Here is a 20,625-nt window from a genome sequence, read left to right as displayed (position 1 = left end):
ATAGGACAGGAACGGTCCTAGTCATGCGGGAAGATGTGTTCATGCCGGAAACCACCTCCGCCCGCCTGCTGCGGCTGCTGTCGCTGCTGCAGATGCATCAAGACTGGACCGGAACCGAACTGGCCGAACGACTCGACGTCACGACCCGCACCGTCCGCCGTGACGTGGATCGGTTGCGGGAGTTGGGGTATCCGGTCCATGCCATGCTGGGCCCCGTCGGCGGATACCGGCTCGGCCCGGGCGCGTCGCTGCCTCCGCTGCTACTCGATGACGACGAGACGGTGGCCGTCACGCTCGGCCTGCAGGCCAACGCGACCGGCAGCGTCACCGGCATCGAGGAAGCCTCGCTACGCGCGCTGACCAAAGTAGAGCAGGTGCTGCCGACGCGGCTGCGGCATCGGGTCGACGCCCTGCACAACGCGGTAGTGGCGATGCCACCCCGGTATGGTCCCGGCCCCGCCGTCGACGCCGCCACGCTCACCACCATTTCCGCCGCCATCCGCGCCGCCGAAACGCTGCGTTTCGACTACCTCAGCCATGCCGGTGGCGAAACCCGGCGCAGCGTCGAACCGCACCGCATCGCGCACTGGGGCCACAAGTGGTACCTCGTCGGCTGGGACACCGACCGCGCCGACTGGCGCACCTTCCGAGTCGACCGAATGTCATTGCGCACCCCCAACGGCCGACGCTTCACCCACCGCCCCTCCCCCGGCGGCGACGTCGTCACCTACCTACGCCACACCATGGGCTTCGCCCTGTGGCCATACCGTTCCGTCATGCGCGTCCACGTCCCAGCCGAGGACCTCATCGGCCGCGTCGAAGGCATAGTCACCCCCCTCGACGAACACACCTGCCGCCTCGAAATGGGTTCGGACTCGTACGCATTGGTCGCTCTGGCGGTCGGCATGCTCGACGTAGAATTCGAGGTCGAATCCCCACCAGAACTGATAACCCACCTCCAGGCCCTCGCCGGCCGCTTCACCCGCGCCACGAGCAAGGGATAGATCATCCTTTGCGCGGCGCGCGAATTCGGTTGTCAGTGTTGGGATCTAGCATCAGCACCAGCGAGACGGAGATCTCGGCGGTGCGAGTCGGGGACAATCGCGGACCTGTCTTCGATATCGGACGTGGCGTCAGCCCAGCGGCGGTACATGATCGAAGTCGGGTGGGCGATCGTAAGCCTCGATCGCGGCCTTACTGGTGGAAGCATCTTGTAGCACCAATTCCCAAGGCCCCGAGTTGATGTCGAAGTTCTTGCCGTAACCGATCCACTTGCCGACCATGCGATGACCGGTCGGCTCGATCAATAACTGGATGGCACCGCTGTACCGCGCGCCTCGATAGTAGCCGTTCGGGTTTGTGTCCTCGGTCCATGTGCCGGTCGCTACTCCGCTGTCGACATCTAACTCCATGGCCACGGTCGACGGTGCAGAGCCGGACAGGCTCCGCACTGTGAGGTGGTCACCATGCTGAAGGATCACGACGTAGTGCCCCGTGCTAAAGGTCTCCTGCCGCCCCGAGGAGTAGTACTCGTAATGCGACAGCCAGATGCCCGAGCAGTTTCCAGGGTTGGGGCGTGGTCGTGATGCCGTGGCTGCGCTCCCGACCTGAGCCGACTGCGGCAACTGCAGGTCGTGGCCGCCTCGGCCGTCGTCTGCGACACGCGCCATGACGAACCCGAGATGCTCGATCGGCATCCCCAATACCCGCTCGAGAGCGCTTGCGTGCGATGGGTGAGGCGTACGGGTGATGCCGGACTCCCAGCGCTGCACCAGTCGTTTGTTTGCGCTGGTGCAGCCGATCTCTCGTAGCGCACGGGCAAGATCGTCCTGACTCATCAATCGCCCCATTCGTGCGGCGCGTAGAGCTGTGTTGGGTGCGGTCGCCATAGCCGCCACGATAGTCCTCAACTCTCAGAAATGACACCCAAATGTCACCCTGATCAGCACCAGTAGGACACCCGAAGTGACGTCGCATGGCCGCAGCATGTTCGGACACGCTAGAGGCGGCCCCGCCGTCGGGATGACCAACTCCCCGTTCGGCCCCGGCGGCGGGTGCTCACCAACCGAACATCGAACACGGCAGGGGTGACGCGATGAGGTTCAACTGGTGGCGAGAATCCGAGTCGGACGGCACATCTGTGCAAGAAATCGTGGACCGCGTACAGGCCGAATGGAGAGCTGAGCGCCGACGTGGCCGGGCCACGGATGACCACCTCGCCGACACGAGTATGTGGCCACAGGGCTGGCCGCATGAAGCCCCGGACTACAACCTCGGCATTCTCGAAGCCCACAAGATCATGCAGCAGCATCGCGACTGCCGCGCCGACATGTGCCCTCGCAAGGCGGCGGCACGACGAGCACTGATCGCCGCCGGGCGGATGAAGCCCGACACCTCACGGGAGTACTGAGCGGCACACGCCGTTTGGGGGACGGTATGGAAACCCTTTGCTTTACTTCATTTTCCGGGCCACTGTCGCATTCGCCATGGTCGCCGTCGGTGCCGGTCCGGCACTCGCCGTGCCGATACCAGTCCGAGCGCAGCGTGCGACTTGCGTATCGGTTACGACAAACCGACCTTGCATGGGTTGGCGGCGGGGATACGAGATACACTGCCGGACAAGCGATCACATGAAATTGAGGCCTGCTGCTGGACTGGAGTCGGTGTGGGTTGTCAGGCGTCGGGTGACGGCAGGTGACCCAGGTGGCCGATTACGCGCTGGCGCAACAGGAGGTACTCGTCCCAGCGGCGTGGGGATGGGCCGCGCGGACGTTGGATGGTCCGGGGGGTGGTGATGAGCTGACCGTTGCGGAACTGGCTGCGGGTCAGGTCCAATTCGATGCCGGTGGGTAGGCGATTCCACCAGTGGAAACCGTGCTGCTCTCCCGCTGATCGCACCTCGCCGACCAGGAGATCGCCGCCGAAGATGTCGTTGACGATCAAAGCTGTGATGTCGCAATGTCCCCATGCGGGGTTGTCCGGTTGCCAGCCGGACCTGACAAGGTCGTCCGGGGAGCAGGTGTCGGCGGCCCAACTTGCGCGTAGTGCGTTGTCGATGGCGAGGAGGTCCCAGACTGTCATGGGGCACAGGATGCCATCCGCCACCGACAAATCTCGCCGTGGCCGAGCTGGCCCCATCGGCGGGCTCAGGTTGCGCAATCCTGTGCACCCCAGCGGCCGACCTTCCCGGGGTCTGTGACGGAGGCAACTTTGACTGCAAGATAATTAGGTGCCATATTACTTTCATGGCCACGGATCCGGAAGCCCCGGAAACACCTACCCTGGGGCAGGCGCGGACGCAGCTGCGGCGCTACGGGCTGGAGTCCGAGATCGATCCGCAGGCGGTACTCGTCGCGGTGCGACTGCTGGCCACGGGGGCGCGGCTCGGGCAGGCGACCGAGACGCACTTCGCGCGATTCGGGCTGTCCACCGGGCGGTATCGGTTGCTGGCCGACCTCGAGGACGCGGACGGCGAGAAGTCACCTTCGCAGTTGGCGGCGAGCCTCAGGGTAACGCGCGCAACGGTTACCGGGCTGATCGACGGCTTGGAGCAGCAGGGTCTGGTGTGCCGGCGCGCTTCGGCCGAGGACGGTCGCGCCGTGGTGGTGGTGCTCACCGCCCGCGGCGCGCAACTGTTGCGCGATATGGCCGCCGAGCATTTCGGGCGCTTGCAGTCGATGGTCGGCGGATTGACCCGCGCGGAACGCACGGTCTTCCTCGACCTGCTCGAGCGCATCGGCCACGGCATGAGCGCGCTCACGGCGGACTGACCGCCGGATACTGTTCTCGAGCTTTTGCCTGTCCATATAGTTAGGGACCTAATCAGATGAACACAGCTATTGCACCTCCTCGATTCATACTGTGGCAAGAGGCGCTTTTCGCCTACCTGGCCCCAGCGGTGTGCGCGGGCGCAGGCGGATTGATTACCGGGCAGGCAGATCTACTCCGCGCCGCGGTGACGTCGATCGCCGGGACATCCGCGCTGGTAGCTCTGCTGCTGGGAATGTGGCTGCGGTACAGCGGAATTCGACGCCTTCGCCTACGCCGCGCGTCGGCCCTCGCCCTTACGGCGACCTTCGGGTTCAGCGCAGCCGCGCTCGCCGCCTTCGCGGCCCAAATCATCACCACCACAACCTCATTCCCCGACCGCATTCGCATCGACTTCCCGATCGCCGCCGCACTGGCCGCCACGATCATCACCTGGCGCTGGTGCGCGATCCAACGAAAGGCCTGCACATGATCGTCGTCATGGGAGCCACCGGCGCGACCGGCAACGCGCTCCTGACCCGCCTGCTCGCCCTCGGAGTACCCTGCCGGGCACTGAGCCGGAACCCAGATCGCCTGCACGCCAATGGATATTCGCCTGCAGCCGAAATCCGGTACGCCGACGCAGCAGACCCGGCCTCGCTGCGAGCCGCATTCCAAGGCGCGACCCAACTCTTCCTCACCATGACCAACAGCCCCGCCCAGGTCGAACTCGAAACGCGCACCATCGAAACCGCCGCGGCGTGCGGTATCGAACACATCGTCAAACTCTCGGCACCGGCAGTCGCCGCCAACTCGCCGGTGACAGTCGCACGCTGGCACTACGCCATCGAGGAGGCCTTACGCACCACCGACCTGACCCGAACCATCCTGCGCCCCTACGCATTCATGCAAAAACTGCTCCTCCTCGGCCCCCAGGTGGCAACCCAGGGCACCATCACCGGAACCATGGGCGAGGCAGCCTGTAACTACGTCGACTGCCGTGACATCGCCGACGTCGCCGCAGCAGCCCTCACCAGAGACGAGATCGCCGGTGGCACATATCTTCTCACCGAATCCCAAACCTACAGCTACCCCCAACTGACAGCCCTGCTGACCTCCATACTCAACACTCCGATCCGCTACATCGACCTATCCCCCACCGACTTCCGCCAACACCTCACCGAAAACTCTGGCCTACCACCCTGGCTGGCCGACCACATCACCGAAATCCAGCAACTGGCCATCGCCCGACCAGAACACCCAACCGACACCGTCTCCACCATCCTCGGCAAACCCCCACGTACCTTAGAGGTCTTCCTGACCGAAAACCTCGACACCTTCCGGCATCTCCCAGTTGAAGCCTCTCGAAACGTTATGTGACGCTTATGGTTTGGCCGATGCGGCGATCGGCGGTCCGGCCGGGGCCGTGGAGCCCAGTGTCCCCGCGTAGTCGGGCAGCTCGACGCCGTTGATCGCGCGCTCGATCAGGTCGGTGAACCATTCACCGGCGTAATCGATTTCCGGCTCGGCGTCGGTCTCGGAACCGTCGCGGCTGCGCGTGTGCAACCGGCCGATCTCCTGGTTGGCCTCCACGTACGAGCGCATCTGTCGCTCGTAACTGGCGAACCCGGCTTCCGGATCCCACCCGGCGGCGGCCAGTTCTCCGGCCAGCAGGTAGGCGCCGACCAGGGCCAGCCCGGTGCCCGCCCCCGACATCGGCGACGCGCTGAACGCCGCATCCCCGAGCAGCACCACCCGTCCGCTGGACCAGCGATCCATCACCACCTGGGCGACCTGGTCGAGGTAGAAGTCCGGGGTGTCGTCCAGGTGCGCGAGGATGTCCGGGGTCAACCAGCCCAGACCGGCGATCCGCTCGCGCAGCAGGCGCTTCTGGGCTTCGACGTCGCGGTAGTCGACGTCGAAATCGGCTGAGGGGAAGGAGAACATGGCCATCGCCCGGGTGGCGTCCTGGATGGGCCGCAGACTGGCCGAGCGCCCGGACTCCTGGTAGTCGAGCAGCCAGCGGTCCAGTTCGAACTCGTTGGGCACGCTGTAGAAGGCCAGCACCAGCCCGAGGTGGCGGACGAACTGCTCATGCGGCCCGAAGACCATCGCGCGCAACGCCGAGTGCAGACCATCGGCCCCGACCACCAACTCGAAACGCCGCCGGTCACCGCCCGCGAAGGTCACGTCGACGCCGTCCGCGTCCTGAGTGAGCTCGGCGATACGGTCGCCGAAGATGTACTCGACGCCGTCGCGGGTGTCGTCGTAGAGCACCCGGGACAGGTCCCCGCGCAGGATCTCGATCTCCGCGATGTAGCCGTCACCACCGTTGTCGTCGGCACGGAAGGTCTCCAGCACGTTCCCGTCCGCGTCCACGGTGTGCGCGCCGGCGGTGTCGGTGCAGGCTGCGCGTACCGCCGCGTCCAGCCCCATCAGCTGGATGACCTCCTTGGCCACACCACGCGCATCCACCGCCTGCCCACCCGGACGCAACTCGGGAGCCCGCTCCACCACGGTCACCTCGGCACCCCACCGCCGCAGCCAGTGCGCCAGCGCGGGTCCCGCGATGCTCGCCCCCGCCACCAACACCCTGGGACCATTCACCCGGATCGTGTTCTCCTGTGCCGAGTTGTCGACGCTCATCACTGCCTCCATACGTTTCCTCCCGCACCGGAACAGTCCCGGCACAGGCCCACCGCTATCGGTGTATCCAGCCATACCGACTACGTGTCCACACCGAATTCATCGGTATCACCGAAAATCGTGTCCACTCTCCCGCAAACACCCTCAACCTTCGGTCACATCCTGCCCTTGACTCCGCTCATGCAGGCCGCGCGGAGATCACGGGTCGTCCGCAGCCCAGGACGGTGATCGCAGAGATAACACTGTGACGGGGCATGCTCGGCGAAGATTCCGCTGCGCGTCGAGTTCTCTATCGGCCTAATTCCGCATAGCAGCACTCGGCGCAGCGCAATGCGGATACCGTCGATCAGATCGCCTCGGAGTTTCCTGAGTCGGGTTTGTGTGGTGCGTGGACGTATTTGCTGTCCGCCCACCGAAGAAAGGGAATCCCGTGCGTCGCAAGCTGTTCGCCGCCGTTATGCTCACCGTCCTCGCCGCCTCCGGGCTCAGTGCCTGCGGCAGTGCCGACCCGAACGTGTTGAAGATCGGCACCGAAGGCGTTTACGCGCCCTTCAGCTACCAAGGCTCCGATGGCAAGCTCACCGGCTACGACATCGAGGTAGTGCAGGCGGTCGCCGAAAAGCTCGGCAAGAAGGTCGAATTCGTGCAGATCCCATGGGATGCGATCTTCGCCGGACTCGAGTCGAAGCGCTTCGACCTCATCGCCAACCAGGTGACGGTGAACGATGAGCGCAAGACGAAATACGCGCTGTCACAGCCGTATACGTTCTCCGAGGGGGTGATTGTCACCCGAACCGAGAACAACACGATCACCACACTCGCCGACCTGAACGGCAAGACCTGCGCGGAGTCCGCGACAACCACCTGGGCCAAGGTCGCCACGAACGCGGGCGCGAAAATCGAAGCGGTGGAAGGCTTTGTGCAGGCTATTCAACTGCTGAAGATCGGCCGGGTCGACGCCACCGTCAACGACAATCTCGCCGTCGCCGAGTACACCAAGAAGACCGGCGATACCAGCGTGCGGATCGCGGGCAAAACCGGTGCTGCCAGCCTGCAGGCGTTCGCGGCCCGCAAGGGTGATGCGCTGATGACCGATGTCGACAAGGCGTTGGCGACCCTGAGCACCGACGGGACGCTGGCGAAGATTTCGGAGAAGTACTTCGGCACCGACGTCAGCAAATAGCCGTCCAGATACGTTGCCGGACAGGCGATCAGGAATGCGCTGAATGCGGCAGGCGGGCTGTTCGGGCGCCCTCCTGCCGCACTCGGCACGCCTACCGAATCGATGCTAACGGTGTCCCATGGTGGGGTCGCCCGCACCACCCCCGGCCCCAGGGTTGCTCGGCCCGCCTTGCCCGGCGCTCGGGTTGCCCGGCTGCTGCCCCATATCCGAATCACCGGGACCGCCCGCCAGCACGGAACCCGAATGCCCGGCGGGCACGACGTTCGAAATGGGGGCTACCGCTTGACCGGTAACCAACGCGGGAACTGTCAGCGCGACGGCCGCGGCCGCACCGGCGATGCCGACGACAGCGATGCCGCGGCGAACGGTGAACAAGCTCATCGAAACTCCCGATCCAGAACGACGACGGATCGTCGCCGTTGTCCAGGCCGCGACCGTTCGGCCGGGCCACCGTCGAGACTAGGCAGCCGAGGGTAAGGACAGCGTCAGGCGGATATAACAGTGCGTCACGAAGCGTGAACGTCGAATATGCTGGCGGGCAACAGGATTAATCCGCAATGGACCGCGACCACTCCGCTGATCTGGCGTTTTTGCTGGCATTGAAACGCGCCTTCTTCTGCCGATTCCCGCACGTGTTCATGTCACACCATTTGCGGGTGCGACTCTGGCTGGTGTCGAAGAAGGCGGCTCGGCAGGTCGGCGATGCGCACAACGCCAATTTTCCGTCTCGTTCGCCCGCGATGATGCTGATCGCATCGGCGGCGATTACGCCTAGGGCATCTACTACGCCCGTAGTCGAGCCGAGTCGCCACTGCCGATTGCGCTCGAGCGTCAGGATGGCCGACGCCCGACCCTGAATGCTGCGGTCATTGATGATGCGGACGGCAGACGCGGGGAGCGCGTCGTTGCTCGCGGACGCCGTCGCGGCGGCGTGAATTGCTTCCCTCAGTTCCCGAGCGAGTTCGAGCTGGGCGGTGGTGCAGGAATCCACGGCGAGGCCGCTCACTGCCAGCCAGTCGACGAGTCGCTGCGGCGTGGGAATGCGTTCGACCGCGTCGCCCTGACGCTCCGTCAGCGTCGCCGTGAAGCTGGTGGCCAGCACGGCACCGAGGCGAAAGTCAGGGAACCCGGCATGCATGGAACCACCTTAGCTGGTTGCACCTCGACCTCGAGACATGTTAGAACCGTCTTAGCCGGTTCGCGGAGGCTCGTGGCCGGTCCCCGATGGCCAGGAGGTCTCATGAACCGTCCAACCAGCGACGTGCAAGCATTCGAAACTCACGCAACCGACGCCGACCTCGACGATCTATGGGCACGATTGGTCGCAGCGCGGCTGCCGGAAACCGAGACGGTCTATCGCGCCGCGCCCGACCCGCGTCGATGGGACCAGGGCGTGCCGCTCGCCGACCTCGTCGATGTCGTGCACTACTGGCGCACCGGGTACAACTGGCGGTCGTTCGAAGAGCGCCTCACTCGAATCGGCCAGTTCCGCACGACAATCGACGGTCTGGGAATCCACTTCCTGCACCGCCGATCCACGCGCACAGACGCCACTCCGCTGATCTTGACGCATGGTTGGCCAGGCAGCATTGCTGAATTCATCGATGTAATAGACGAATTGGCAGATCCGAAAGACGCAGACGCGCCGCCGTTCCACGTCGTGGTTCCATCGCTGCCCGGCTTTGGTTACAGCGACAAACCGGCCACCACCGGGTGGGGCACCGAAAAGATCGCGGCCGCATGGGTGGAACTGATGGGGAGGCTCGATTACCACAAATTCTTAGCCCACGGCGGCGACTGGGGCGGCAATATCACCACGGTTCTCGGTGGCAGGTTCCCGGCGCACATCCTCGGCATCCACACGACGTTCGCGGAGGCGCCGCCCGGGCTCACAACCGACGGACTGACAGCCGTCGAGCGCAAATGGACCGAGGAAACCCGCCATTTCTGGCGCCACCGCGCGGCATACGCGAAACAGCAGGCGACCCGGCCCCAAACCATCGGCTACTCGCTCGTCGACTCACCGGTCGGGCTGCTCGCCTGGATCCTCGACAAATTCGCCGAGTGGACAGATACCGCCGACAGCCCGTTTGAAACGATTTCCAGAGACCGCATTCTCGACGACGTCACCCTGTACTGGCTGACGCGCACTGGCGCATCGGCGGCCCGTATCTACTACGAAAGCCACAACTCGCTCGACCCCGAACTTCGGGTCGACGTCCCGTCGGCAATCACCATGTACCCCCGCGACATCGAGAAATATCCGCGGCCCTGGGCACAGGAGCGGTTCCGAAAGATCGTCCGATGGAACTCGCCCGAAACCGGGGGACATTTCCCGTCGCTGGAGGTTCCCGAGTATTTCGTCAAGGATCTGCAAGAAGGTCTCGCGGCAGTGCTGGCCGCTGCTCGGTGAACGCGGCCGCCGACCGTGGGTAACGCGAAACCCCCTGTCGGACAGGTTGTCCGGCAGGGGATCGGGGGTGGTTTACTTCTCGCCGTGGTGTCCCGGGGCGGCGCTACCGCTGTATTCGCCGAGGTCGGAGACCAGCTTGGTCAGTTCCGGGTCGCTGTCGTAGCGACGCTGGTGCAGTTCGGCGATCTTCTCCGCCATCGCCGGGTCCTCGTCGTCGGTGATGTCGAAGGAAGCGAACTTGTCGACCAGGGGCAGGCCGACGCGGTCGGTGTTGCGGTGGGCCGGGTGGATCAGGTATTCCCAGTAGCCGGCGAGGTCCTCGATGACGAACACCGCGCCCCACTGGTATTCGCCACCGAAGTCGGGGCCGACCACGAACGACTTCACCGAGGGGATGGACCGGCCCTGGTTACGCAGGCTCTCGAGGGCTTCCTCGACGGCTTCGGGGGAGGCGTCGGCGCGGAGGGTGAAGCGGTTGCCGTGGTAGATCATGTCTTTCATCCTTCATCAGGTGAGCCGCAGGTTGTGCGTACTCGGTGGTTGGTGGTGAATTCGTTCAAGCCGTGCTCGCTTGCTGACATCGAGATTTCCATCCGCGCACCGGTGTCCGCGTCGGTGATTCCTACCTAGATACGCAGTCGAGTCGGTGACTACGTAGTTGAGGCCGCGTGCTCATCCGAGGGCGATCCCGTGGATCCAAAATCTAGCAACGCTAGACAAGCTAGCCGACGACTGTTACCGTTGCTTCAGTTGCTAGCACTGCTAGAAAATCGAAATGCACTGAGGAGTAACCGAAATGACCTTCACCAGCAACGAACAGCAGTTCCTCGCGGAGGCCGGGATCGGCCGACTGGCCACGGTGTCACCCGACGGCGTTGTGCAGAACAACCCGACCAGCTATCGAGTGAACGCCGACGGCTCGATCGACATCGGAGGCATGCGGATGCGGGCCAGTCGAAAGTTCCGCAACGTCGAGGCGGGCAGCCGGGTGTCGTTCGTCATCGACCAACAGGTTTCGCTGGAGCCCTACGTGATTCGCGGCATCGAGGTACGCGGCACGGCCGAGGCGCTCGGCGACGAGGAGCCGCCGTTCCCGCCCCAGGAACGCGCGGTCATCCGAATTCACCCCGAACAGATCATCTCCTGGGGCATCGACGGCGGATCCTTCGACTTCGTCAGCCGCAGCGCCCAGTAGTCAACGGGCGCGTCGCATTGCTCGGTACAGCAGCCACAGCGCCAACGCGACCGGGGTCAGGACGGCCGCGAACAGGATTCCGGCGAACATTCCGTAACCGTGCGGATCGAAGGACAATCCGGTAACGCTGAGCACTATCTCGCCGACGAGCAGCACGATCAACGTGGCGGTGCAGGCGAACGCGCCGAGCACCACGCGTCGCAGCACTGTCCGTAAAGTGCTTGTGCGAGTATCGCTTTCCGGCATGTTCATGTTCGGATCCATGGGATTGGCTTGTCCCGCAATCACTTCGGGTCGGAAGTGCAGATGGCCAGGAACGACTTCTGGTTCTCCCGTTGGACTTCCGGCGCGTCCAGCCAGCCACGCTTGCCGAACAGGTAGCTTCCGGACGGGTGCTGGGCCGACTCGCGCAGCACCTGGGCGACGTCGACCCTGGCGCCGTAGGCCTTCGGGCCGTCAACGGAGAAGTTGAGCGAACCCGCCTTGGTCCAGTCGTAGTCCGCGGGCAGCAGTTGCTGGACCTGGAGCGGTCCACCGGTGTCCGGGGCGGATCCCCCGGCGGTCCGCAGCAGGTCCATGCGCTCCACCGGCACCCCCGGCCGCGGCGCGGTCCACGTCTGCTCGGCGCTCTGCTTGGTGCCGGAGTCGAAGATCAACGTCAGGCGGGTGACGCCATCGCATGGAGTGCCCGTCCACAGTTTCAGGACGCCGTCGTCGACGCGGAACCCGGCCGCAGGCGGCAGCGACGGCGCGAACTGCGCCTTGGTGTCACACGCCGCGGTCACCGCCGCCAAGACGAACGCAGCGCAGGCGACGCGCAGCCACCTAATATCCACCATCGGAAAGTCCCGCGTCCCTTTCGGTCTCGTCGCCGCCGGTTATCTGCTCCCACACATAGGAGGCAAGGAACCCCGTATAACCTTCGCGCGCCCACTGCTGGGAGTGGCGCTCCTCGTGGTGCATCAGTCGGTCCAGATCGAGATTCCCCCGGTATGGGCCATTATCGCCGTCGTACCACGCGTAACCCGACCGCGCCACCTCTCGAATCTGTTGCGCCGGATCTTTCGGGTCGTCGACGTTCAGCATGAACGTGTCGCCCCAGGTCGTTCCGCCGTGCTGGCTGAACTGGTCCTGAATGAGGTTGCCGCCCAAGCCCATCATCATGCCGTTCGGGGTGGTCACCAACCGGCCGCCGTTGCCGTGCACGAAGCTCACATCGTCGTCGTAGCTCCAGGAGTTCTTCTTCTGCCGGTCGATGATTCGCCGCAGTTCCGCGGATCCGTACGGGGTCGGCTTGAAGTCGGTCGATTCGCCTTCGGTGCCGTAGTCGGTGCCCGCGTTCAAGATATAGGTCATCCGCACCGCCTTGGCGGCGTCGTCCCCGCTGATGTTGGTCGGCATCAGGAAGAACGACTTGAAGATCCCGTCGCCGTCCTCGTCCTCCCGGATCTCCTCCAAGCCCTCCAGGATCTTGAAATCATCAGGGGTGATGTGGTTTTCGGCGATCATCTGCTTGATCGTGTCGATCGACACGCCCCGGCGCACGGCGTTCTCCAGCCACTGCCGGTAGTAGCCGGACACCGGCGGCCCGGTCAGCAGTCCGGCGTCGCGCAGCGCCTGTTCCATCTCGGCCACTTGCGCGTCGAGTTCGCCGCCCTTCATGGCATCGGCCAGGGTGCTCGCGCCGTGGTCGCTGATCTTGTGGTCCAGCGCGAGTTGCATCACCCCGGCGACGGTGCCGTCGATGTTCTTCGCCGTGGTGAGTATCGCCTTGGTTTCCTGCTCCAGCTGCCTTTTGATGGTTTCGCGGTAGCGCTGGGTCTCGGCGCGGTCTTCGGCCTCGGTCCGCGACTTCGGCGGCGGGTCGGCGGGCTTGTTGTCCACGATCGTGCCGTCGTCGGCGATGCGGTACTGATAGGTGTCGGCGAGCGAATCATTGTTGGCGACGCGGGTTTTCAGGGCGGACACGTCGTCCGAGGCATCCTGCAGAGCCCGCTCGACGGCGGACAGCTCCGCGATGAGGATCTCGGCGTTATCCCGTGTCTTCCCCAGCGAACTGCGGGCGAGTTCACTTGCGGGGCCGTGCCATTCGGGCAATTTCCGGGCGTCGTCGAGCTCGTCCTGCAGCCCGATGAGTTTGTCCCGCCGCCCACGCAGATTGGTAGCCGACGTGTCGAGCGCTCCGGCGTCCCATTTGCGGACGTCGTCGTAGCCGATAGTCATCGCCCGAAAGCCCTTGCCGCCTCGGCCTCATTTTCGGAGTACAACTTCGCGGCCGCGGTTATCGTTTCGTTCCACCGGCCGATCTCGCCGGCCCATCCCTTCGCGCGCTCATTGAACGTCGTAGCCAAGGTCGGCGCCTTCTTTGCCACCTCACCACCTGGCAATGCTGTCGCGATCGCCTCCATGCCGGTGCCCGGCTCCACCTCCCCGGCCTGCGTGGCGGCCGATCCTGCCGCTTTGGCCGCCTCCCGCAGCTGATTGATCTGGACCTCGAACCCACTCACAGTCCGTGACCTCTATCCCTGTCGTCGATTCCGCGAAAAACCTTGCGGCTCATCGGCGATCGAATCTGCACATTACGAATAACCGCTGCCGCAACGGCAAGCTGGTCGGCCAGACTATGCATAGCTTCGTTGTCGGCCTGCATCTTCGTGTCCGGCATGAAATTTCCCCCTGGCGCACTATCAATTGACTACGTAGTGCGTGGGGACGATGGTATCGCTCATCGAGATCCACATCTCGCCCCTGATTCCGGGGGCTTCACGCGACGAGATTCATCAAAGATATTCTGCTGGAATACTTCCCGCATACCGTGCAGGGAGTTGCCCGGGGTGATACCAGGTCGGCGATCCGCTCGCTGCGCTACCGAGACCAGTCGAGGCAGCGGCTCATGATGGAATTGGGGCATGGACGAGATCATCTTCCGGTCCGCGACGATCGATGACCTTTCAGCGCTGGTGACGATGCTCGCCGACGACACACTCGGCAGTTCGCGGGAGTCCGCAGACGATCTGAGCGTGTATCGCGCGGCGTTTGCCGAGATCGAGAACGATCCGCGACAGGAGCTGCTGGTCGCCGAACACCACGGTGCCGTGGTCGGAACAGCGCAGCTGAGCATGTTGCCCGGACTGGCCCACAGGGGAGCAGTACGGGCGCAGATCGAGTCGGTGCGGGTGGATCGACCACTGCGTGGCCACGGCCTGGGATCGCAGCTGATCGAGGAGTGCGTGCGGCGGGCCCGCGAACGCGGTTGCGCCCTGGTGCAATTGACCTCGCACGGCAGTCGGGTGGAAGCACATCGTTTCTACGGCAAGCTCGGATTCGAGGCCAGTCACGTGGGTTTCAAGCTGAGCCTGGCCGACAACTCGGATCGATGAGCCACACTTGCCGCGATACTCACACGCCCGAATATCGAGACGTTCCCGAATTCCATTGAGTCACAGGCGAAGCAACGATTGCCTCGCATCCCTGCGGCGAAGGTCGACCGGATGAAACTCGAGATGCGGCGTCGTTGGACGTTCAGGGACCCGGCGGCCGGCGCAGTACATGCGCGACGAGTCGGTCGGTGAACTCCGGCGAGACGGGCTCGCCGGTCACCAGCACCCGGTAGTAGATCGGGCCGACCAGCTGGTCCACCAGGAAATCGATGTCGGTGCCGGGCGGCAGTTCACCGCGGTCGAGTGCGCGCTGCAAGGGCAGGCGATCGCGTTCGCGCTGCTTGCCGAGATGGTCCGCGCGTAGCCTGGTCGCGATCTCCGGGTCGTGCTGCGCTTGTCCGGCGAGGGCGCGGAAGACGGCTCCGGCGTCGGAAGTCGTCAGGAATTCGGCGAGATTCCGTAGCTGGCAGCGCAGGTCTTCGATGAGGTCGCCACTGTCGGGCGGCGTGAGGTGCTGCGCGGCGTCGTCGGTGAAGGCGTCCAGCAGGATCTCGGTCTTGGACGGCCACCAGCGGTAGATGGTCTGCTTGGCGACGCCGGCCCTGGCCGCGATCCCTTCGATCGTGAGCCCCGCGAACCCGCGCTCGACCAGCAGATCGTCGGTCGCTTCGAGTACCGCTCGGCGCGCCTCTTCGCTGCGCCGATGCCGATTTCCGCGATGGACGGCACGGTCGGTGTCGCCTGCCATTCGAGTTCTCCTCTCCCGGTACTGGAGCGAGCGTACTCAGTCCTAGCCACAACGCAACGTTGCGTCTACTCTAGCGGCATGACCAACACCTTGCAGAGCGAATCAGTACTGACCGTGCTCGACCGTTTGTTCGCCGCGGCCGCCGTCGAAGACGAGCTCCCTTCCCCGTGGCCCGCAGGCCGTTCGTACGCCGACGCCTCCGCACAGGAACGCGCGGACGCGCTGGCCGACGTCCTCATGCCGATCTCCGCACGCGGCGGCACCCTGCTCTACACGCTCATCCGAGCCGCGCGGCCGGAGACGGTCGTGGAGTTCGGCACCTCGTTCGGGATCTCGACCATCTACCTGGCCGCCGCGGTCACCGACAACGGCGTCGGCCGCGTACTGAGCACCGAGCTCAGCACGGCGAAAATCGCAGCCGCGCAAGCGAACCTGACCGAAGCGGGAGTGGCCGAGCCGGTGACGATCCTGCCCGGCGACGCGCTCACCACCCTGGCCGAAGTGCCAGGGCCGATCGGCCTCGTACTGCTCGACGGCTGGAAGGACCTGTGCCTGCCGGTCTTACGGCTCCTCGAGGATCGGCTCGCCCCTGGCGCCATCGTGGTCGCCGACGACACCACCATGGCTTCCATGGGCGACTACCTGAACTACGTCCGCGATCCGGCCAACGGCTACGCCTCGGTCGACTTTCCCGTCGAGGACGGCATGGAGATCAGCTGCCGGACAGCTTCCGCCTGAGCGGAACCTCTTGGCGGCCAACTGATCAGCGGTTGGCCGCCGGTCACGTAGCACGGCGTCGACCTGCCGTAAGCCAGGCTAGGCGCCCGCGAGGTCTCGCTCGGCAACCATCGCCAGCAGGCCGAGCACGAGCTTCCGTTGCGACGCGGGCACACCGTCGAACGCGCGGGCTTCCGCCGCGTCGCGAGCCACGGCGAACTCGGCATAGGCCCGCTTGCCCGCCGCCGTGATGCGCGGGATCCGCACGCGGCGGTCCGTCGGATCGACGGTGCGCGTGACGAGCTCCTGCCGTTCCAGCCGATCGAGCACGCTGATCAGCGTCGACTTGTCCACGCACACAATGCGACTCAGCTCGAGCTGGGTCGCGTGCTCCCCGTCGGCGAGTGCCGCGAGGACGAGCCAGTCCCGCATGTCCTTCAACCCGATCTCGACCGCGGCGCGATCGAGATGATCCGCCATGCGCGCGTTCGCGGCATGCAGCAGGAAGGCGAGGTCGGCCGGTCGGCCGTACATGTCGGAGACCTGATCGCTCGCTACGACGTCGGCCGGTCGTGAAGTCGCCATGCGATGCACGGTAGCCGGTCGAGCGAGTTAGGTCAAGTTCAAATCAATTGAATCAAGATCATCTTGACTCAAACGATTTGAACTCGTATGTTCGACCTGCCCAGGACGTGGCACTTCGCCGCGTTGCCAGCCTCCGGCATCCGAGAGTCCTTCGGGCACGCAGTAATTGGCTCGACACAGAGAGGAATCACTTGTGCGGATCGGCATCGGACTTCCGAATCAAGTGCGCAACGTCAACCCATCGGTCATTCCGCGCTGGGCGGCGCGGGCCGAGGAAGCGGGGTTCTCCACCCTCGCCACCACCGGGCGCTATGCGTACCCGAGCGTGAGCGACACCGTCGCGCTGGCGGCCGCGGCAGGAGCGACCACCACGGTCGGGCTGCTCAGCGCGGTCCTGCTGGCCCCGACGTGGCCAGCCGCCTTGCTGGCCAAGGAAATCGCGGGCATCGACGGTGTTTCCGGTGGCCGCCTCACCCTCGGCATCGGAGTCGGGTCGCGCGCGGACGAATTCACCGTGCCCGGGCACGGACTGTACGCTCGCGGCGCACGCTTGGCCGCCGACCTCGCGACCTACCGCGAGGTATGGGGCGGCGAGCCGGTCGGCAACGGACCGAATCCCGCTGTGCCAGCAGGAAGTCGGCAAGTTCCCCTGCTGTTCGGCGGTTACTCCGCACCATCGCTGAACCGCATGACTCGCTGGGGCGAGGGCTATATCGGCGGTGCGCTGCCGCCGGCGATGACGGCACCGACCTTCGAGGCGGCGAGACGAGCCTGGCAGCAGGCAGGTCGCCAGGGAGCCCCGAAACTCGTCGCGCTGGCCTACTTCGCAATGGGCGACACCGAAACCGGTCAGGCGAACGTCCGGGACTTCTACCGGCTGGCCCCCGAAGCCCTTGCCGCCGAAGTGGTGCTATGCACCACCTCGAAAATGATCGAGCAGTCGATCGCGGACAACGCCGACCTCGGTGTCGACGAGATCATCTTCCTCCCCGCCACCGACGACCTCGACGAGGTCGCCCGGCTTGCCGACATCGTCGGCAGCGGAGTCGCACCAATCACCGAGTCAGGAGTTGCGTCGCATGGCGCCTGAGCTGCAAATATCCCGGGACATTGTCATCACCGCACCGCCGTCGGCAGTGTTCGCCGCACTGGCCGACCCACGCAAACACGCGGACTTCGACGGGTCCGGCACGGTCAGGAACGCCATCTCCGGCCCGGATCGACTGACCTTGGGAGCCCAATTCGGCATGTCGATGAAGCTGTTCGGCGTCCCTTACCAGATCACCAACACGGTCGTGGAGTTCGACGAGGACCGTCGCATCGCCTGGGCGCACCCCGGCAGGCACCGCTGGCGCTATGAGCTGGCGGAGTTCGATGGCGGGACCCGGGTCATCGAGACCTGCGACTTCTCCACATCGCCGATCGGCGTGGTGCTGGTGCGCACGCCGTGGCGCCGCTGGAATGTGGAGGGCATCGAGAAGACGCTGCCGCGACTGAAGGCGCTCATCGAGAACAACTGAATCAGTGCTTTCGGATGTTCGAGAGACGTTGGCGGCCAACCGATCAGCGGTTGGCCGTCGGTACGCATGACCGCGTTTCTCCGGGTCAGCTCCGTGGAAATCTGATCGTGCGCCCCACACCGTCGGGATGGCCCGCCGCCCGCTGTTCACCAGCGAACCGGGTGAGTCGGTCGCGGACGTCGACGGGTAGCGGGACGGTTCTTCTCGTCCCGAGGTCGACGTGCAGGTCCAATTGTTCGGAGACGGCGACCCGAGTCCGGTCGCCGAGGTTGTGTACTTCGTGAAAGAAGTGCAGCCGCTTGGCATCTACGCCGAGCAACCAGGACTCGGTCGCTTGGGGCAACCGCCGCCCACGCACCCTGCCCGAACCCTGTTCTTGCGAAACCGCTTTGGGTCCTCGGCGCAGCCGGGCTCAACGGTTGTACGGCTGTTCCTGGACCCAGCTGAAACCGCGTTCGAGCAGCGGGAAGGACTTCGGGTCGAGTTGGGTGAACGAGGTGTGGATGCGATGATCGGCATAGTCGTCGGCGTCGATCACCATGCGGCCGGAGCTCGGCCACCAGTAGGTGAGACGTACCCGGACCGGGGTTTCCTCGTAGGTGCCCAAGGCAATTCGGTGGCGCAGGTCGATGAAGTGGCGCTTCGGGTCGATGGTGCCGCCGTACACCTCGAAGGAGTCGTCCATGTGCTGGATGGTGAGCACCATCGGGTCGGAGACATGGAAGGGCCGGTCGATAATGACTCGGCGCCAACGCAATTCGTCGGTGAGCAAGGGGTCGCGGGGATAGCCCTCGGAGGAGAAGCCGTCCACCCGGTAGATGCCGTACAGGTTGGGGGTTTCCTTCGACCACTGCTGCCAGTTCTGCGCACCGAGCACTGCGAGCAGGAGCAGCCCGACCACCAGCTGTGCCACGACCGCGAACCGGTTGGCCCGCGCGGAACCGAACAGCGGCACGGGCCTGGTCGCAGGCGGGGCTTGGCCGCCGAACAGCACCGCCAGCAACCGGCGCGCGTAGGGGGCGAGCAGGAACAGGCTCAACAGCAGGAACTGGGATGAGACCGTTTTCAGGCGGATATCGTAGGTCATGTTCAGCAGGAACACCTGCGTCATATCCACCGCACACAACAGCGCTCCCGCCGCAGTAGCCCGCGGCACAAGCAACAGTACGCCCGCCAGCAATTCCGCTGCGCCCAGCGCGATTTCGTACGGTTGCGACACACTGACCTGCGACCACAGCACGCCCTCCGGGCTGAAATTGCCGTAGGGCTCCACCAACCGATTCAGCACGAACGGCATCTGCGTCGGGATCGCCTTGGCCATCCCGAAATAGAACATCGCCAGCGCCAACATGAACCGCAGATACACCTGGGTCCAGGCGAACAGCCGGGTGTAGGTCTGCCTACGATCCAAGACCGACCACACCGCCGTGGCCACCGCCGACAACACCATCAGAAGAAACAGCGCGGTCCACTGAAACGCGCTGTCGCTGCCCACCTGCGTACTTGTCACATGCAGACCGAGCACATGAGTAGCCGTCCACTCGATCGGCGGGCGCGCGAGGGTCAACACGTGTAACACCGAGCCCCCACCGATTCCGATGCCCGCCAACAGAATCGGCGTCAACCCGAGCACACACGCCAGTCCGAGCGCACCGAAATAGCAAACACCGAAACGAAACCCGATGCGCGTCAACGGATGCCAATATCCCGCGACCACTCCCCCATCCTCCTGCGGCACCGGACCTCCCCCATCGACAACATTGCGTCGTGACCGTAGGCGCGGATCCTTAACGAGGACCGCCCAGTCCGCTTAACAAGCCGCATTGCTGTCCCACGAGGACTGTTACGGGTCCCGATCGCGGCGGCTCTCGTGGGTGAGCACGTCGAACAGAGTGTCCAGACGGATTCGCAGCGCCTCGTTCGGCATTCCGGTGATCGCGACCGAGACATTCGCTCGACCGTCCTCTCGCTGCACTCGGACGGTCAGCGAAGTCGAGCCGATCAGCGGATAGTCCAGCGCCGGCGCCTGCTGGACGGCAGCGGTGATCGCAGTCCAGTCCGAGTTGTCGAAGTCGTAATCGATGTAGCTGCTGGCGAGTTCGAGAAAGAGGCGGAGATCCTGCGAACAGATCCGACCGGATGCGAGCAACTCGGCGCCGACCTCGTCGGAGGCAGTCGCGTAGGGCAGCGGCATACCGTGCTCGGTGAGCGTCGCGGCGTACAAGGCAAGGATCTTGGAAAGCTCATCAGCAAGCTCCTGGACCTCGGGTGCCGTCCTGGCGGCCGCACGGGCAGCAGCCTCGAGGATCGAGAACGAGTCACCCTGAACGAAAACCCCGGGAAACCTGCGCCAAGGCAATCGAATAACGGTGACATTGCCTCGCGGAGCAAGCAGTTCGACATCGACGCGTTCCATCCGGCCATCATGGTCGACGATGCCCGGGGCTGCGCCACTTCAGCACAGGACAGCAAGCGGGCGGTCCGGAGTAGG

General features: G+C 64.8%; 28 protein-coding genes. 12 read left to right on the top strand and 16 right to left on the bottom strand.

Annotated features, from left to right (window positions below):
• Window positions 1-41 precede the first annotated feature (41 nt).
• Window positions 42-1,004 carry a helix-turn-helix transcriptional regulator gene (locus ACFWF1_RS38085; RefSeq protein ID WP_379291070.1) on the top strand — a complete coding sequence of 321 codons (963 nt, stop codon included), beginning with the start codon at window positions 42-44 and terminating at the stop codon, window positions 1,002-1,004.
• Between the two features lie 129 nt (window positions 1,005-1,133).
• On the opposite strand, the gene ACFWF1_RS38080 is transcribed toward ACFWF1_RS38085, so the two are convergent.
• Window positions 1,134-1,889 (bottom strand): multiprotein-bridging factor 1 family protein, encoded by a 756-nt coding sequence (locus ACFWF1_RS38080; RefSeq protein WP_379291023.1) that lies wholly within the window; start codon window positions 1,887-1,889, stop codon window positions 1,134-1,136.
• Window positions 1,890-2,140: 251 nt separating this feature from the next.
• Here ACFWF1_RS38080 and ACFWF1_RS38075 point away from each other — a divergent pair, with 251 nt between their 5' ends.
• Window positions 2,141-2,410 carry a hypothetical protein gene (locus ACFWF1_RS38075; protein WP_379322264.1) on the top strand — a complete coding sequence of 90 codons (270 nt, stop codon included), beginning with the start codon at window positions 2,141-2,143 and terminating at the stop codon, window positions 2,408-2,410.
• A gap of 263 nt (window positions 2,411-2,673) precedes the next feature.
• Here ACFWF1_RS38075 and ACFWF1_RS38070 read toward each other — a convergent pair whose 3' ends face one another.
• Window positions 2,674-3,081 (bottom strand): hypothetical protein, encoded by a 408-nt coding sequence (locus ACFWF1_RS38070; RefSeq protein ID WP_379291019.1) that lies wholly within the window; start codon window positions 3,079-3,081, stop codon window positions 2,674-2,676.
• A gap of 164 nt (window positions 3,082-3,245) precedes the next feature.
• Here ACFWF1_RS38070 and ACFWF1_RS38065 point away from each other — a divergent pair, with 164 nt between their 5' ends.
• The 3 genes from ACFWF1_RS38065 to ACFWF1_RS38055 are packed head-to-tail and all read left to right on the top strand — an operon-like array spanning window position 3,246 to window position 5,127.
• Window positions 3,246-3,770 carry a MarR family winged helix-turn-helix transcriptional regulator gene (locus ACFWF1_RS38065; protein ID WP_379291017.1) on the top strand — a complete coding sequence of 175 codons (525 nt, stop codon included), beginning with the start codon at window positions 3,246-3,248 and terminating at the stop codon, window positions 3,768-3,770.
• A 56-nt stretch (window positions 3,771-3,826) separates the two neighbouring features.
• Entirely contained in the window at window positions 3,827-4,240 is a 414-nt protein-coding gene (locus ACFWF1_RS38060; RefSeq protein ID WP_379291016.1) for a hypothetical protein, read from the top strand.
• A complete protein-coding gene (locus ACFWF1_RS38055; protein ID WP_379291068.1) occupies window positions 4,237-5,127 on the top strand; it encodes an NAD(P)H-binding protein in 891 nt (296 codons plus the stop codon). The genes ACFWF1_RS38060 and ACFWF1_RS38055 overlap by 4 nt, the downstream gene beginning before the upstream one ends.
• Before the next feature lie 3 nt (window positions 5,128-5,130).
• On the opposite strand, the gene ACFWF1_RS38050 is transcribed toward ACFWF1_RS38055, so the two are convergent.
• A complete protein-coding gene (locus tag ACFWF1_RS38050) occupies window positions 5,131-6,393 on the bottom strand; it encodes an FAD-dependent monooxygenase (RefSeq protein ID WP_379291015.1) in 1,263 nt (420 codons plus the stop codon).
• Window positions 6,394-6,823: 430 nt separating this feature from the next.
• Between ACFWF1_RS38050 and ACFWF1_RS38045 the strand changes: the two genes are divergently transcribed.
• A complete protein-coding gene (locus ACFWF1_RS38045) occupies window positions 6,824-7,576 on the top strand; it encodes a transporter substrate-binding domain-containing protein (RefSeq protein WP_379291014.1) in 753 nt (250 codons plus the stop codon).
• A 105-nt stretch (window positions 7,577-7,681) separates the two neighbouring features.
• On the opposite strand, the gene ACFWF1_RS38040 is transcribed toward ACFWF1_RS38045, so the two are convergent.
• Both ACFWF1_RS38040 and ACFWF1_RS38035 read right to left on the bottom strand, forming a co-directional pair.
• Complete coding sequence (locus tag ACFWF1_RS38040; protein WP_379291013.1) at window positions 7,682-7,957, bottom strand: hypothetical protein; 276 nt, start codon at window positions 7,955-7,957, stop codon at window positions 7,682-7,684.
• 166 nt (window positions 7,958-8,123) lie between these two features.
• Complete coding sequence (locus ACFWF1_RS38035) at window positions 8,124-8,714, bottom strand: CGNR zinc finger domain-containing protein (protein WP_379291011.1); 591 nt, start codon at window positions 8,712-8,714, stop codon at window positions 8,124-8,126.
• A gap of 102 nt (window positions 8,715-8,816) precedes the next feature.
• Here ACFWF1_RS38035 and ACFWF1_RS38030 point away from each other — a divergent pair, with 102 nt between their 5' ends.
• Window positions 8,817-9,989 carry an epoxide hydrolase family protein gene (locus ACFWF1_RS38030; protein ID WP_379291010.1) on the top strand — a complete coding sequence of 391 codons (1,173 nt, stop codon included), beginning with the start codon at window positions 8,817-8,819 and terminating at the stop codon, window positions 9,987-9,989.
• A gap of 72 nt (window positions 9,990-10,061) precedes the next feature.
• Here the strand turns inward: ACFWF1_RS38030 and ACFWF1_RS38025 are convergent, their stop codons facing one another.
• Window positions 10,062-10,481, bottom strand: coding sequence for a Dabb family protein (locus tag ACFWF1_RS38025; RefSeq protein WP_379284122.1), 420 nt, complete (start codon window positions 10,479-10,481; stop codon window positions 10,062-10,064).
• Window positions 10,482-10,785: 304 nt separating this feature from the next.
• On the opposite strand from ACFWF1_RS38025, the gene ACFWF1_RS38020 reads away from it, so the two are divergent.
• Window positions 10,786-11,184 (top strand): PPOX class F420-dependent oxidoreductase, encoded by a 399-nt coding sequence (locus ACFWF1_RS38020; RefSeq protein WP_379291009.1) that lies wholly within the window; start codon window positions 10,786-10,788, stop codon window positions 11,182-11,184.
• On the opposite strand, the gene ACFWF1_RS38015 is transcribed toward ACFWF1_RS38020, so the two are convergent.
• The 5 genes from ACFWF1_RS38015 to ACFWF1_RS37995 form a co-directional block, all read right to left on the bottom strand.
• Window positions 11,185-11,391 carry a hypothetical protein gene (locus ACFWF1_RS38015; RefSeq protein ID WP_379291008.1) on the bottom strand — a complete coding sequence of 69 codons (207 nt, stop codon included), beginning with the start codon at window positions 11,389-11,391 and terminating at the stop codon, window positions 11,185-11,187.
• A 77-nt stretch (window positions 11,392-11,468) separates the two neighbouring features.
• Window positions 11,469-12,023, bottom strand: coding sequence for a hypothetical protein (locus tag ACFWF1_RS38010; protein ID WP_379291007.1), 555 nt, complete (start codon window positions 12,021-12,023; stop codon window positions 11,469-11,471).
• Entirely contained in the window at window positions 12,010-13,407 is a 1,398-nt protein-coding gene (locus ACFWF1_RS38005) for a WXG100 family type VII secretion target (protein WP_379291006.1), read from the bottom strand. Before ACFWF1_RS38005 ends, ACFWF1_RS38010 begins: the two co-directional genes overlap by 14 nt.
• A complete protein-coding gene (locus ACFWF1_RS38000) occupies window positions 13,404-13,691 on the bottom strand; it encodes a hypothetical protein (RefSeq protein WP_379291004.1) in 288 nt (95 codons plus the stop codon). The genes ACFWF1_RS38005 and ACFWF1_RS38000 overlap by 4 nt, the downstream gene beginning before the upstream one ends.
• Window positions 13,688-13,849 (bottom strand): hypothetical protein, encoded by a 162-nt coding sequence (locus ACFWF1_RS37995; protein WP_379291003.1) that lies wholly within the window; start codon window positions 13,847-13,849, stop codon window positions 13,688-13,690. The genes ACFWF1_RS38000 and ACFWF1_RS37995 overlap by 4 nt, the downstream gene beginning before the upstream one ends.
• 244 nt (window positions 13,850-14,093) lie before the next feature.
• Here ACFWF1_RS37995 and ACFWF1_RS37990 point away from each other — a divergent pair, with 244 nt between their 5' ends.
• Entirely contained in the window at window positions 14,094-14,564 is a 471-nt protein-coding gene (locus ACFWF1_RS37990) for a GNAT family N-acetyltransferase (RefSeq protein ID WP_379291002.1), read from the top strand.
• Window positions 14,565-14,706: 142 nt separating this feature from the next.
• Here ACFWF1_RS37990 and ACFWF1_RS37985 read toward each other — a convergent pair whose 3' ends face one another.
• Window positions 14,707-15,312 (bottom strand): TetR/AcrR family transcriptional regulator, encoded by a 606-nt coding sequence (locus ACFWF1_RS37985; RefSeq protein ID WP_379291000.1) that lies wholly within the window; start codon window positions 15,310-15,312, stop codon window positions 14,707-14,709.
• A gap of 78 nt (window positions 15,313-15,390) precedes the next feature.
• On the opposite strand from ACFWF1_RS37985, the gene ACFWF1_RS37980 reads away from it, so the two are divergent.
• On the top strand, window positions 15,391-16,050 hold the full coding sequence (locus tag ACFWF1_RS37980) for an O-methyltransferase (RefSeq protein WP_379290998.1): 660 nt from the start codon (window positions 15,391-15,393) through the stop codon (window positions 16,048-16,050).
• 78 nt (window positions 16,051-16,128) lie between these two features.
• On the opposite strand, the gene ACFWF1_RS37975 is transcribed toward ACFWF1_RS37980, so the two are convergent.
• Window positions 16,129-16,614 (bottom strand): MarR family winged helix-turn-helix transcriptional regulator, encoded by a 486-nt coding sequence (locus ACFWF1_RS37975; RefSeq protein ID WP_379290997.1) that lies wholly within the window; start codon window positions 16,612-16,614, stop codon window positions 16,129-16,131.
• Window positions 16,615-16,807: 193 nt separating this feature from the next.
• Here ACFWF1_RS37975 and ACFWF1_RS37970 point away from each other — a divergent pair, with 193 nt between their 5' ends.
• A complete protein-coding gene (locus ACFWF1_RS37970; protein WP_379290995.1) occupies window positions 16,808-17,704 on the top strand; it encodes an LLM class flavin-dependent oxidoreductase in 897 nt (298 codons plus the stop codon).
• On the top strand, window positions 17,694-18,134 hold the full coding sequence (locus ACFWF1_RS37965) for an SRPBCC family protein (RefSeq protein WP_379290993.1): 441 nt from the start codon (window positions 17,694-17,696) through the stop codon (window positions 18,132-18,134). Before ACFWF1_RS37970 ends, ACFWF1_RS37965 begins: the two co-directional genes overlap by 11 nt.
• An 85-nt stretch (window positions 18,135-18,219) precedes the next feature.
• On the opposite strand, the gene ACFWF1_RS37960 is transcribed toward ACFWF1_RS37965, so the two are convergent.
• From ACFWF1_RS37960 to ACFWF1_RS37950, 3 genes are all read right to left on the bottom strand, one after another.
• Entirely contained in the window at window positions 18,220-18,477 is a 258-nt protein-coding gene (locus ACFWF1_RS37960) for a thioesterase family protein (RefSeq protein WP_379290991.1), read from the bottom strand.
• Between the two features lie 69 nt (window positions 18,478-18,546).
• Window positions 18,547-19,872 carry a DoxX family protein gene (locus ACFWF1_RS37955; protein WP_379290989.1) on the bottom strand — a complete coding sequence of 442 codons (1,326 nt, stop codon included), beginning with the start codon at window positions 19,870-19,872 and terminating at the stop codon, window positions 18,547-18,549.
• Window positions 19,873-19,977: 105 nt separating this feature from the next.
• Window positions 19,978-20,550: a DUF6959 family protein gene (locus ACFWF1_RS37950; RefSeq protein ID WP_379290987.1), complete on the bottom strand. Its 573-nt coding sequence runs from the start codon at window positions 20,548-20,550 to the stop codon at window positions 19,978-19,980.
• Window positions 20,551-20,625: the final 75 nt, after the last annotated feature.

Origin of the sequence: Nocardia sp. NPDC060255, from assembly GCF_042727395.1 — a bacterium.
Classification (GTDB): domain Bacteria; phylum Actinomycetota; class Actinomycetes; order Mycobacteriales; family Mycobacteriaceae; genus Nocardia.
Note: the sequence above shows the minus strand (reverse complement) of the source record. Positions and strands in the feature narration are given on the sequence as shown.